A 12,433-nucleotide genomic window follows, 5' to 3' on the forward strand; every position below is an offset into this window, starting at 1 on the left:
TTGTCGCCCACGTTATCATTGATAACGATATTTTCTGCCGGAGACGGTGCCGCAGTATCGATCACGATCGGGAAGCTGCCGCTGGTGCGCGCGTTGCCCGCTGCGTCAGTCGCCGTGACGGTGAAGGTGTGCTTGCCATCCGCCAGCGCAGTATCCGGGGTAAACGCCCACTTCCCGTTGCTGTCCGCCGTGACGGTACCAATCACTTTCCCGTTGTCGAGGATAGACACAACGTCGCCCGGTGCAGCGCTGCCGCTCAGGGTTGGGGTGGTGTCGTTGGTGGATTCGCCTTTCTGCATTGGACCGACGTGCGGCTCGGCGTTGTCCACAACGCTGTTGATGGACGGTGCAGTACTCACCGGGATCAGCAGATTGATATCGTAAGACGGCGCTTCACCGGCAACGCGGTTGCCCGCCGGGTCCTGCGTCTCCAGGGTCAGCTTGTTCAGGCCTTCCGTCAGTGGGGTTTCTGGTGTCAGGCTCCAGGTGCCATCACTGCCTACCACCGCTGTACCAATCAGGTGTTTGCCGGAAGAGTCGGTGGTGTAGACAAAGACGGTGTTCCCGGCTTCACCGATACCACTGATGAGCGGTTTGCTGTCATCGGTGATGTCACCGCTGGCTACATTGCCCTGACGATCGCCTACGTCATCCGCGACGGCGGTAATATTCAGAACATTTGCTGAAGCATCAGGCGCGGTAGTGTCAACTTCAAACTCCAGCGCTTCCGAGGGGTCGCTGGTATTGCCCGCCTTATCCGTCTGCGTAACGGTGATGCTGTGATCGCCTTCACCCAGCGGTTTCTCTGGTTTCAGCGTCCAGTTGCCTTTATCGTCAATAACGGTTGTGCCAAGCACCTCGTCACCATCATAAATGGTCACGGTGTCGCCCGGTTCGCCTTTACCGCTGAATACCGGACGGGTTTCATCCGTGACGTCACCACCTTTCAGCTGGCCCGTAATCGGCCCGGTATTATCCTGGGCATCGGCCATATCCGGTTTGGCTGGCGGCGTGGTATCCACAATAATCTGAATCGGATCGGAAGGATCGCCTTCATTGCCGAGCGGATCTTCCTCAACGACCACGACATTATGTTCACCCTCGGCAAGTTCATCCTTAGGTGTAAATGACCATTTACCTTCGTCGTCGACGATAACCGAGCCGATCTCTTTATCATTGTCTTTGATAATGATGGTATTGCCCGGTGTTCCCTCTCCACTGAAAGAAGGCTGACTGTCATCCGTCACATCGCCCGGTTTGAGCGGACCGGTTACCGGACCGGTATTGTCAATCACCTCAGGCGTTTCTGCTTTTCCCGGAGGTTCAGTCAATACAATAAAATCACGCTCATCCGACGGTTCGCTGACGTTACCCGCTTTATCCGTCTGGCTGACCGTGATGCTGTGGCTACCGTCAGTGAGGTTTTCGGACGGTTTGAAATACCAACGGCCATCCTCGTTAACGGTGGTTTCGCCGATCTTTTTACCGTTATCGTAAATCGCGATCGTTGCGCCAGCTTCACCGGTGCCGCTCATTTCTGGTTGTGGATCGTCGGTGTAAGCATCATCATGAATTTCACCGGTGGTTTTACCCACTTTGTCCATGATGTGTTCAATCGTCGGCGCTTTTGGCGCAACCGTATCAACGACGATGACAATCGGGTCTGATGGAGGACTCGCGTTGCCGTCAGGATCTTTTTCCACGACGGTCAGCTCGTGCTCGCCTTCGCCCAGTGGCTTATCAGGCGTATAGCTCCACTCGCCTTCATCATCAACGATAACGGAGCCAATCTCTTTGTCGTTATCGTAGATATGGATGGTGTCACCAGGCTTACCTTTACCAGTCAGCGTCGGCGTTGAGTCATCGGTCGTATCACCTGATTTTAACGGGCCTTTGATTGAGCCTTCATCATCCATTGTGGTGCCGATGCTCGGCTTATCAGGCGTGGAGTGGTTATCGCCGTCGTCCTTGTCCATCTCAGACAGCGCGAAAGCAGCCCCTACACCCGCCGCCGCAAGTGCAAACCATCCCAGCATGCCAAACAGCATGTCGTTGTCGTCATCCGGGGCCGTCAGAAGAGGCCCACCCGCGCCTAACGGTTCTCCGCCTAACGCCACAGGAGACATGCTGCCGTCAGCCATCAGATAGCCGGTGTCGTAGCTTTCGCCCGACAGAGGAACATAGGCGTAGAGTAATCCATCTTCCGCCATGCCCATCAGCACCGGGTTGTTAGGATCACCATTGAAGTAATCTTCAATAATTATGCTTGGCTGTGTATCGCCTTCCTGGATAATGTGCAGCGCCTTGTCTACGCGCTGCAGCGTAATATTTTCTGGAGCGAAGTCGTCGTTAATATTCTTCAATAAATATTTATTGCCGGGGATAAGTTTTACCTTAACCGTCCGGCCTGCATCTGCGGTCAACAACCGAGTTTTTCCGTCTCCGTTATTGACCGCTAAAATGACTTTATTGTCCGTCATACTTAAAGTCCTTGGTGAATTTCACTCACTAAATTGTGGATATATAAACTTTTTTGTTGATACACCCTGAACTACCTTACGTTGAAACCTTTCTGAGATAATTCATGTCCACAGGGTTCATCGACATGATGCTTAAAACTATCATGTCTGACCTCTTTATATGGGTAGGAAAAAACCACGCAACGGTCTACGCCGCATTAGGAATAGTTGACATCAAAAAGCTATTAATGAGTGAACAAGGAAGGAGGAGGAAAAGAATAATTAGCGGTTAAGAACTTACACGAAAAGAATAATAAATCAAATTGATTATTTTAATAAAAATAACAGAATGAGATTTTTAATTAAAAATCAATTAAACAGGAACTCAGCCGTTCACCGCGTGACGACAGCAGCGGGCCGGGTAGACGAGAGAAATTCAGGATTGAGGAAACGCAGAAATGAAAAAGGCCCACGTTATAAATAACGTGGGCCTGAATAGTGGCGGAACGGACGGGACTCGAACCCGCGACCCCCTGCGTGACAGGCAGGTATTCTAACCGACTGAACTACCGCTCCGCTGTGTTCCCTTTGGAACGAGGCGCATATTACGGTTTGCCTCTGAACTCGTCAACGCTTTTTCTCACGTTTTAAATCGTTTGCTGCAAAAATCACCCGAACGGTGATTTTACAGGCATTCTGGCATGCCTTACGCACGCCACATACAGCTTCCGCCCTTCTTCTGGACCAGATCCAGACGAGATTCGTGGTTGAGAAGCTCTTCATCACTCGCTAAAACAACCCGCAAGCGGCTGGCCTGGCGAACAACACGCTGAATTCCCGCTTCGCCCTGCGTCTGCTGAGATTCATTCTCCATGCTGAACTTCATTGACGTTTGACCGCCGGTCATCGCCAGATAGACATCCGCCAGGATCTGGGCATCGAGCAATGCCCCGTGCAGCGTTCGCTTGGTGTTGTCTATTTCATAACGTGAACAGAGCGCATCGAGGCTGTTACGCTTGCCGGGGAACATCTTCCTGGCCAGCGCCAGGCTGTCAGTGACCTTGCAGAAGGTGTTCGTTTTGGGGATATCGCGCTGGAGCTTACTAAACTCGTAGTCCATAAAGCCGATATCGAACGAGGCGTTGTGAATGACGAGCTCTGCGCCTTTAATGTAGTCCAGAAATTCGTCCGCCACCTCCGCGAAGGTCGGTTTATCCAGCAAGAACTCATCGGCAATACCATGAACGCCGAACGCTTCGGGATCCACCAGCCGATCGGGTTTGAGATAGACGTGGAAGTTGTTCCCCGTCAGACGACGGTTCACCACTTCAACAGCACCGATCTCAATGATCTTGTGCCCTTCGTAGTGCGTGCCGATCTGGTTCATACCGGTGGTTTCGGTATCAAGAACAATCTGGCGAGTAATTGCAGTGCTCATAGCGGTCATTTATGTCAGACTTATCGTTTAACTGAACGTTTCAAATACAGGAAGTCTACCAGAGATGCGTAAACAGGTAGAAATTTTCACCGATGGATCTTGTCTCGGTAACCCAGGGCCTGGCGGCTATGGCGCGATTATGCGCTATCGTCAGCACGAAAAAACTTTTAGTGAAGGGTATTTCCTGACCACCAACAACCGCATGGAGTTGATGGCGGCCATCGTGGCGCTGGAAGCCTTAAAAGAACATTGTGACGTGGTGCTCAGTACCGACAGCCAGTACGTGCGCCAGGGGATCACCCAGTGGATCCACAACTGGAAAAAACGCGGCTGGAAGACGGCAGATAAGAAGCACGTCAAGAATGTCGATCTCTGGAAACGGCTGGATGCGGCGCTGGGCCAGCATAATATTAAGTGGGAATGGGTAAAAGGCCATGCCGGCCACCCGGAAAACGAGCGCTGCGATGAACTGGCGCGGACGGCGGCCGCTAACCCGGCACATGAGGACGCGGGCTATCAGCCTGAATCCTGATTACGGTTTTCTGTACTGCCGCGTGGCCCCCACGGTCTGGCGGATCGGCGTTTTGGTTTTGCTCTGCTTCATCGGGTTAAGCGTCAGGGGAATGGTTCGCTTACGCGCAACGATAAACTGCATGCAGCCTAATGCGGGCAAATGGGTACTCAGCAAAACGCCCCCTTTTCTGGCCCAGGGCAGTACCTGAAATCCGCCGTAGCTGAGCACTTCAAAATTCAGCAGCGAAAGCCAGTCCAGCTGGCGCATCATGGTGAACATCCGGCTGTTATAAGGAGGAGTGCGGCGTAATACGGGCACCAGCTTGCGTAGCCCCATCAGGCTCAGCGGATTAAACCCGCTTATCACCAGCCAGCCGTCATCTATCAGCACGCGATCGGCTTCACGCAGCATGCGATGAGGATCGCTGCACCAGGGTATCGTATGCGCCAGCAGGCACGCATCAACCGACTTTTCCGCAAACGGCAGATGTAAAGGGTCTGCCTTCACCTGAACGGGCGATCCGCCGAGAGAGACATGGACCTGATGTGAGATAGCGCAGCTTTCGGTATTGATTTCCGCGCTGAGATTGCCAATCTTAAGCAGGTGAAAGCCATACATTTTCGCGAGCCAGGGCTTAAGCTGTAGTTCTAACGCCTCGCGATAGTATTCACCCCAGGGCCATTCCGCCCAACGTTCCGGTGCTGCGACAGTCTGAGGTATCCTTGCCGGTTTCATCAAAACACCCGCCACGCTATAAGAGGTAATGTATGAATCTTATCAGTATTCCTGCCTTTGAGGACAATTACATCTGGGTTTTAGTCGATGACGCGCGTCGATGCGTCATTGTCGACCCCGGAGAGGCCGCCCCGGTTCTGCAGGCAATAAAAGAGAACGGCTGGCAGCCTGAAGCCATCCTCCTGACCCACCATCACCACGATCATACCGGCGGTGTGCCTGAGCTGCGCGCCCGGTTCCCGCATCTGGTGGTTTACGGACCGGCAGAGGCACAAGATAAGGGAATCACGCAAGTAGTCGAAGAAGGCAAAAATATCCTCATACGTGAGTGGGAGTTTTCCGTATTTGCTACACCAGGTCACACTTTGGGACATCTGTGTTTCTACAGCAAACCTTATCTGTTTTGTGGCGATACGCTGTTTTCTGGCGGCTGTGGCAGACTGTTTGAAGGCACGCCAGCCCAGATGTACCAATCTTTACAAAAAATTAATGCCCTGCCTGACGATACTGTAATTTGTTGCGCGCATGAGTATACATTAGGAAATATGAAGTTTTCTGCCAGCATTTTACCTGAGGATCGTGCGATTCAGGATTACTATCTGAAAGTGAAGGAGTTACGTGCAAAAAACCAAAAAACACTACCCGTAATTCTGAAAAACGAGCGTAAAATTAATTTATTTCTTAGAACAGATGACATTGATTTAATTAATAAAATTAACCAAGAAACAAAATTGCAACAACCAGAACAGCGATTTGCATGGTTAAGGTCAAAGAAAGATAACTTCAGATAATTGCGGGTTGCCTTTTCAAAATTTCGCCGTTATCATCGCTCGTCTTTTAAGCAACTATTGACACACACATGAAGGCAAAAGCGATCTTACTCGCCTCTGTCCTGCTTGTTGGTTGCCAGTCGCAGAACGGCAGCAACGTACAACAGCACGCACAGAGCCTTTCTGCAGCTGGTCAAGGGGAAGCAGGGAAGTTTACAAGCTCAGCGCGTTGGTTGGACGATGGGACATCTTTCGCGCAGGATCAAAACTTGTGGACCTCTATTGGCGACGAGCTAAAGATGGGAATTCCGGAAAACAGCCGGATTCGCGAACAGAAACAGAAGTATTTAAGAAATAAGAGCTATCTCCACGATGTAACGTTACGGGCAGAGCCGTATATGTACTGGATAGCCGGGCAAGTTAAGAAACGTAACATGCCTATGGAGCTGGTACTCCTACCCATAGTGGAGAGCGCTTTTGACCCACACGCGACGTCTGGTGCCAATGCCGCAGGTATTTGGCAGATCATTCCGAGCACGGGGCGAAATTACGGTTTGAAACAGACCCGTAACTATGATGCGCGTCGCGATGTTGTCGCTTCCACGACAGCCGCTCTCGACATGATGCAACGTCTGAACAAGATGTTTGACGGCGACTGGTTGTTAACGGTTGCGGCGTATAATAGTGGCGAAGGTCGTGTACTGAAGGCAATGAAAGCGAATAAAGCACGGGGTAAATCCACCGATTTTTGGTCGCTCTCACTGCCACAGGAAACGAAGATTTACGTACCGAAGATGCTGGCGTTGAGTGATATTCTCAAAAACAGCAAGCGTTACGGTGTACAACTGCCAACACCAGACGAAAGTCGTGCACTGGCGCGCGTTCGCCTCAGCAACCCGGTTGATATTCAACAGGTTGCCGATATGACGGGTATGTCGGTAAGTAAACTGAAAACCTTTAACGCGGGTGTTAAAGGCTCAACGCTGGGGGCGAGTGGCCCACAGTATGTGATGGTTCCGCAGAAACATGCTGAACAATTACGTGAGTCTTTAGCGTCTGGTGAAATTGCCGCCGTTCAGTCAACGCTGATTGCGGATGCATCATCAGTCAACAGCCGCAGCTATAAGGTTCGTAGCGGTGATACGCTTTCGGGCATTGCATCACGTCTTGGCGTGACAGCAAAAGATCTGCAGCAGTGGAATAACCTGCGCAGCTCAGGCCTGAGAGCGGGTCAGACACTGACGGTGGGTGCGGGTAGCAGCGCACAGCGTCTCGCCAATAACAGCGATAGCATTACCTATCGCGTGCGTAAAGGCGATTCACTGTCCAGTATCGCAAAACGACACGGCGTGAACATTAAGGATGTGATGCGCTGGAATAATGATACTGACAATCTGCAACCAGGCGACCAGCTGACACTGTTTGTGAAAAACAGCGCCACGCCAGACTCCTGATTACACGATACAAAGATAAAAAGGCACCGATTCCCCTCGGTGCTTTTTTTTACTTCGCTTTTTGCGCTTCAACCATGATGGTATCGCTGGTAAACGAACCGTCATCCTGCAATTCAAAGTAGGCCTTCACCTCTGAGGAAGCACTGTCCTGATACAACCGGATGGCCTGGCTTAACGCGTCCGGGGTGCGCATACGGGCGATCCACGAACTAAATTCCAGCGGTAAGCGATCGGTTATCAGTGAACGTGAAATTAAACCGGCCTCAGTAATAAACGTTAACCACTCCCCACTGGAATAATCCTGCACGTGCGAGGTGTCACGCAGCGCTTCAACCGTCTGCAGCCAGATGTTCCGTACAGGGTGACCCGGAGACATGACGTCCATAATGATGACGGTTCCGCCCGGCTTCAGCACGCGTTTGACTTCCCGTAATGCCTGGCCGACATCGTGCCAGTGGTGCGCGGAGTAACGGCTGATAACAACGTCAAACGACGCCTCTTCGAAAGGTAAGGATTCGGCATAGCCCTGGCGCGTATCGACATTGTTGAGCCCTTTGGCTTTTGCCGCCTCCGCCACCACCTCCAGCATCTGGCTGGATAAATCATACGCCGTAACCTGAGCCACATGCTGCGCTGCAGTAAAGCTGGCATGCCCTGCTCCACAGCCTAAATCCAGCACCGTCGCCTGCGGGAACGCCGAGAGACGCTCGCCGAGACGCACCAGATCGCGGCCGGAAGCATGAACGGCGCTGGTCAGATAGGCGCTTGCCTGGGAACCAAACTGTTTTTCGACGTTGTCGTGATGAGAGTGTGTTGTTGTCATTGTACTGTCCTTGCGTTGGTTAAAGTAAAGGGCAGCACTCAACCGGCCTGCCCCACGGCAGACCTGACTCACCGTGTTAATCAGGTTTGCCGGGACTGAATTCCACTAGTAGCGGGTTGTGATCGGAGGCGCGAGTGACCAGAACAGAGGCGTCATGCACGCTCAAACCACGATAGAAAACGAAATCGAGAGGACGACCGAACGCTTTCTTGCGCTGGTCATCACTAAAACGAACTTCACGCAGCGACATCTCCCGCGCAAAGCGATACAGCGCGTTCATGCGTGGACGGCTCCAGGCATTGAAATCCCCGGCCATAATAATAGGCCCACTGTGATGGGCTATCTGGTCACCAATAGGAAGTAACTGCTTACTATACACATCCACGCCCAGACTGAAGTTTACCGCATGGATGTTCACGACCATCAGTAGCCGCGTGTCAGGCAGTGGGTAGACCGTCACCAGCGCCGATTTTGCCAGTCGCAGGATAGGCTCGCGTTCGCGCAGCGGGCAGCAGTAAACCGGATGCGCGGCAGAAAGGGTCATCACGCCAGAGGGATGTTGCGGCAATACAAATGCGGGCACCTGGTCGGCGGCGAGATAGTTAGTGGTCGCAAACCTTACCAGCTCAGGCGTGGTTTGCGCCTCCTGCAGCAGAACCAGATGGGCATCTTTACCAAAGTTCTTGAGGACGGATAACCAATCCGCGCGCTGCTGTTTAAAGATATTCCATACCAGCACCCGAATTTTTTCATCGCTGCTTAACGGTGTACCGGCAGGTAATGCCTGGCTGAGGCTCGCAAACGACCCGGGAGGCAAGATCCTCTCCGCGGGCATTCCGGCAACATAACGCATGGCATAGGTATTTTTTCGCACTTTTGGAAACAACCTCTGTAACATGAACCAGCCCGGAAAACGGACTGGTTCTAATGTTATAGGGATTTTAGGTCACACTTTCAACGCAATTACTGAGAAACCTCTTTCCAGTTTTGTAAGCAAGCACTTACTGAGGTTTAACCAAGCGCTACGCGAGAGGGTTTATCAAGGCGTCCGCTCAGACCAATCAGCAGGAAGGCAACGAGCACAATAACGGCACCAATCCACGGGGTTTGGGTTAATCCAAAGTGCTCCACCGTCTGCCCGCCAACGATGGAACCGATCGCGATACCAATGTTGAAGGCGGCAATGTTCAGACCAGAAGCCACATCCACCGCATTTGGTGTATAGCGTTCGGCTTTTTGTACCACGTAGACCTGCAGGCCGGGTACATTACCAAAGGCAAAGATGCCCATGACCAGTACCGTTACCAGCGCGGCGTACTGAATCGATGCCGTGAACTGGAAGAGCATCAGCAGAATCACCAGTGCCGCGAAGATAAACTTAAGCGCTGGTACAGCACCATGCTTATCCGCGAGCTTACCTCCCCAGATGTTGCCAATCGCCACAGAGATACCATACCCCAGTAAAATCCAGCTTACCGCTGCAGGAGAGAAGCCGGCCAGATCCTGCATCATTGGAGCGAGGAAGGTGAATGCCGTGAACACGCCGCCGTAGCCCAGCGCCGTAACGGCATAGATGAGCAGCAAACGAGGATGTGTGAGCACCTTAATCTGATCGCTCAGTCTTGCACTTGTACGGCCGGGAATATTCGACGGTACCAGCAGCAGACTGGCCACCAGTGCAATCACGCCCAGTAAAGAAACGGCGAGGAAGGTTTCACGCCAGCCGAAATGTTGCCCGATGAACGTCCCTAATGGTACGCCGGTGACCAGTGCGACGGTCAATCCGCCAAACATAATAGCAATGGCTGATGCGGCTTTCTCTTTGGGTACCAGGCTGGTTGCAATGGTGGAGCCAATCGAGAAGAACACCCCATGAGCAAGGCCAGTCAGCAGGCGGGCAATGACCAGCGTCGTGTAGTCCGGCGCCTGCCAGGCCAGTATATTGCCAGCCGTGAAGAGCACCATCAGCGCGACCAACAGTTGCTTACGCGGGAATCGCCCGGTTAATGCCGTCAGGACGGGCGCGCCGACAGCGACACCCAAAGCATAGATGGAGACCAACAGCCCGGCTGAAGGTAATGAGATAGCAAGCTGGTTAGCGATGGTAGGAACCAGTCCTACGATAACAAATTCGGTCGTGCCAATTGCAAAAGCACTGATCGTCAGGGCAAGTAGCGCCAGTGGCATAAAATACTCCGTATCATCAGGATTAAGATGACAGGCAGTATGCGCCAGTGGTTAAATAACAAAAATGGTCAAAATCTCAATAGAATTTTGCAGGTGGTGCAACAATGAAAGCAACCTCGGAAGAGCTGACAATCTTTGTCGCCGTCGTCGAAAGTGGCAGTTTTAGCCGCGCGGCAGAGCAGTTAGGGCAGGCAAACTCTGCTGTAAGCCGCTCGGTGAAAAAGCTTGAGATGAAGCTTGGGGTGAGTCTTCTCAACCGCACGACGCGGCAGTTGAGCCTGACGGAAGAAGGTGAACGGTACTTCCGCCGGGTGCAGTCTGTCTTACAGGAGATGGCTGCAGCAGAGACCGAGATCATGGAAACGCGCAGCACACCGCGTGGGCTATTGCGTATTGATGCGGCCACACCGGTAGTTCTGCACTTTCTGATGCCGCTGATTAAACCTTTCCGTGAACGCTATCCGGAGATGACGCTCTCTTTGGTCTCCTCCGAGACCTTTATCAATCTTATCGAACGTAAAGTCGATGTGGCGATCCGGGCGGGAACCCTGACGGACTCAAGCTTGCGCGCGCGTCCTCTGTTTGCCAGCTACCGTAAAATCATCGCCTCACCACAATACATCGCTGAACACGGCAAACCTGAAACCGTTGAAGAGCTGAAGCAGCATCTGTGTCTGGGTTTCACCGAGCCGGTATCACTGAATACCTGGCCTGTCGCCTGCCCTGACGGTCAGTTGCATGAGATCACCTGCGGGTTGTCGTCCAACAGCGGGGAAACGCTGAAGCAGTTGTGTCTTGAAGGAAACGGGATCGCCTGTTTGTCTGATTACATGATTGATAAAGAAATTGCGCGCGGTGATCTCGTGGAGTTAATGGCGGACAAGCGTCTGCCGGTAGAGATGCCCTTCAGTGCGGTTTACTACAGTGACAGAGCGGTGAGCACGCGTATCCGTGCCTTTATCGACTTTCTGAGCGAGCATATAAAAACAGCTCCCGAAGGAGCTGTGTGAGGGTTAAGCGTACAGAGGGTAAGTCAATATTAATCCCAGTCTGGCGCTAAACCTTCGGGGCTCACCAGGCGATCGTTGCACTCCAGGGCAGCGATCGCTTTTTTGTCTTCTTCATCCAGCTGGAGATCCACAGCTAGCAGGTTGCTGGCCAGGTTTTCACGCTTCGTTGAAGATGGAATAACGGCATAACCTTCACCCATCGCCCAGGCCAGGATCACCTGTGCAGCCGTTGCGTTATGTTTATTTGCAATACGTGCAATGACCTCATCTTTCAGCGCTTTACCGTATGCCAGCGTCATGTAAGAAGTGATGTGAATGCCGTGCTGTTTGGCCCACGCCACCACGTTGCGGTTTTGCAGATAAGGGGAGAGCTCAATCTGGTTGGTGGCAATGTTCTCTGCGCCAACGGCAGCAATGGCTTTTTCCATCAGCGGAATGGTGAAGTTCGAAATACCAATTTGACGGGTTAAGCCCTGCTCTTTCGCTTCCAGCAGTGCCTGCATGAATTCTTCTACAGAAACGGCATCATTCGGAGATGGCCAGTGGATCAGGGTCAGATCGACATAGTCAGTACGCAGCTTCTTCAGGCTCTCTTTCAGACTTGGGATCAGTTTGTCTTTACTGAGGTTCTCGATCCAGATTTTGGTGGTGATAAACAGTTCGTTACGCGGTACACCGCTTTCTTCAATCGCCTGGCCAACCGCAGCTTCATTTTCATATATCTGCGCGGTATCAATTGCGCGATAGCCAAGCTCAAGGGCGGTTTTGACCGATGCGATAACAACGTCGTCTTTCAGGCGGAAAGTGCCCAGGCCTAATGCAGGGATAGTCATGTCATTCCTCGTTATTCGTAATGTTCGTTAACTGAGGAAGATTATCGCTGCTGGCGTTATGCTGAAAAAGGTCGTAAAACGCAGAGGATTTTTGCTGATTTAGCAATAATTGGGAAGCAGATAAGAAAAAAGCCCTGAGCGTTAACTCAGGGCTTTTAATAAGTGGCGGAACGGACGGGACTCGAACCCGCGACCCCCTGCGTGACAGGC

12 protein-coding genes and 1 tRNA gene are annotated in these 12,433 nt (G+C 52.2%); 4 read left to right on the forward strand and 9 right to left on the reverse strand.

The annotated features are described in order from the left end of the window. From HX884_RS19685 to dnaQ, 3 genes are all read right to left on the reverse strand, one after another. The coding region (locus HX884_RS19685; protein ID WP_256737175.1) for an Ig-like domain-containing protein at positions 1 to 2,480 on the reverse strand (2,480 nt) is incomplete at its 3' end. A 478-nt stretch (positions 2,481 to 2,958) separates the two neighbouring features. Beyond that, positions 2,959 to 3,035: transfer RNA gene (locus HX884_RS19690), tRNA-Asp, on the reverse strand. A 130-nt stretch (positions 3,036 to 3,165) separates the two neighbouring features. Continuing rightward, entirely contained in the window at positions 3,166 to 3,897 is a 732-nt protein-coding gene (gene dnaQ / locus HX884_RS19695) for a DNA polymerase III subunit epsilon (protein ID WP_114519528.1), read from the reverse strand. Between the two features lie 64 nt (positions 3,898 to 3,961). Here dnaQ and rnhA point away from each other — a divergent pair, with 64 nt between their 5' ends. After that, positions 3,962 to 4,429 (forward strand): ribonuclease HI, encoded by a 468-nt coding sequence (gene rnhA / locus HX884_RS19700; RefSeq protein ID WP_178328676.1) that lies wholly within the window; start codon positions 3,962 to 3,964, stop codon positions 4,427 to 4,429. Here rnhA and HX884_RS19705 read toward each other — a convergent pair whose 3' ends face one another. Continuing rightward, positions 4,430 to 5,146, reverse strand: a complete 717-nt coding sequence (locus HX884_RS19705; RefSeq protein WP_178328677.1) for a class I SAM-dependent methyltransferase — start codon at positions 5,144 to 5,146, stop codon at positions 4,430 to 4,432. 32 nt (positions 5,147 to 5,178) lie between these two features. On the opposite strand from HX884_RS19705, the gene gloB reads away from it, so the two are divergent. Then, the gene (gloB, locus tag HX884_RS19710) at positions 5,179 to 5,937 is read left to right on the forward strand and encodes a hydroxyacylglutathione hydrolase (RefSeq protein WP_178328678.1); all 759 of its coding nucleotides are present in this window, start codon (positions 5,179 to 5,181) and stop codon (positions 5,935 to 5,937) included. 68 nt (positions 5,938 to 6,005) lie between these two features. After that, positions 6,006 to 7,370, forward strand: a complete 1,365-nt coding sequence (mltD, locus tag HX884_RS19715; protein WP_178328679.1) for a murein transglycosylase D — start codon at positions 6,006 to 6,008, stop codon at positions 7,368 to 7,370. A gap of 49 nt (positions 7,371 to 7,419) precedes the next feature. Here mltD and HX884_RS19720 read toward each other — a convergent pair whose 3' ends face one another. The 3 genes from HX884_RS19720 to HX884_RS19730 all read right to left on the reverse strand — a co-directional run bounded on the left by HX884_RS19720 (position 7,420) and on the right by HX884_RS19730 (position 10,380). Further along, positions 7,420 to 8,193, reverse strand: a complete 774-nt coding sequence (locus HX884_RS19720; protein ID WP_013095685.1) for a class I SAM-dependent methyltransferase — start codon at positions 8,191 to 8,193, stop codon at positions 7,420 to 7,422. 76 nt (positions 8,194 to 8,269) lie between these two features. After that, positions 8,270 to 9,067, reverse strand: a complete 798-nt coding sequence (locus HX884_RS19725; protein WP_038420885.1) for an endonuclease/exonuclease/phosphatase family protein — start codon at positions 9,065 to 9,067, stop codon at positions 8,270 to 8,272. Positions 9,068 to 9,204: 137 nt separating this feature from the next. After that, entirely contained in the window at positions 9,205 to 10,380 is a 1,176-nt protein-coding gene (locus tag HX884_RS19730; RefSeq protein WP_029882849.1) for an MFS transporter, read from the reverse strand. A gap of 104 nt (positions 10,381 to 10,484) precedes the next feature. Here HX884_RS19730 and yafC point away from each other — a divergent pair, with 104 nt between their 5' ends. Next, positions 10,485 to 11,390 (forward strand): DNA-binding transcriptional regulator YafC, encoded by a 906-nt coding sequence (yafC, locus tag HX884_RS19735; protein WP_013095682.1) that lies wholly within the window; start codon positions 10,485 to 10,487, stop codon positions 11,388 to 11,390. Between the two features lie 29 nt (positions 11,391 to 11,419). Here yafC and dkgB read toward each other — a convergent pair whose 3' ends face one another. Next, positions 11,420 to 12,223 (reverse strand): 2,5-didehydrogluconate reductase DkgB, encoded by an 804-nt coding sequence (dkgB, locus tag HX884_RS19740; RefSeq protein ID WP_020686296.1) that lies wholly within the window; start codon positions 12,221 to 12,223, stop codon positions 11,420 to 11,422. 1 nt (position 12,224) lies between these two features. After that, on the reverse strand, positions 12,225 to 12,433 hold a 209-nt coding region (locus HX884_RS27015), incomplete at its 5' end, for a hypothetical protein (protein ID WP_204371124.1).

Origin of the sequence: Enterobacter sp. SECR19-1250, assembly GCF_013391025.1 — a bacterium.
GTDB classification, from domain to species: Bacteria; Pseudomonadota; Gammaproteobacteria; order Enterobacterales; family Enterobacteriaceae; genus Enterobacter; species Enterobacter cloacae.

Coding starts and splice junctions, on each gene's coding strand:
- dnaQ (WP_114519528.1), bottom strand. CDS start 3,897: ATGAGCACTGCAATTACTCGCCAGATTGTTCTTGATACCGAAACCACC.
- rnhA (WP_178328676.1), top strand. CDS start 3,962: ATGCGTAAACAGGTAGAAATTTTCACCGATGGATCTTGTCTCGGTAAC.
- HX884_RS19705 (WP_178328677.1), bottom strand. CDS start 5,146: ATGAAACCGGCAAGGATACCTCAGACTGTCGCAGCACCGGAACGTTGG.
- gloB (WP_178328678.1), top strand. CDS start 5,179: ATGAATCTTATCAGTATTCCTGCCTTTGAGGACAATTACATCTGGGTT.
- mltD (WP_178328679.1), top strand. CDS start 6,006: ATGAAGGCAAAAGCGATCTTACTCGCCTCTGTCCTGCTTGTTGGTTGC.
- HX884_RS19720 (WP_013095685.1), bottom strand. CDS start 8,193: ATGACAACAACACACTCTCATCACGACAACGTCGAAAAACAGTTTGGT.
- HX884_RS19730 (WP_029882849.1), bottom strand. CDS start 10,380: ATGCCACTGGCGCTACTTGCCCTGACGATCAGTGCTTTTGCAATTGGC.
- yafC (WP_013095682.1), top strand. CDS start 10,485: ATGAAAGCAACCTCGGAAGAGCTGACAATCTTTGTCGCCGTCGTCGAA.
- dkgB (WP_020686296.1), bottom strand. CDS start 12,223: ATGACTATCCCTGCATTAGGCCTGGGCACTTTCCGCCTGAAAGACGAC.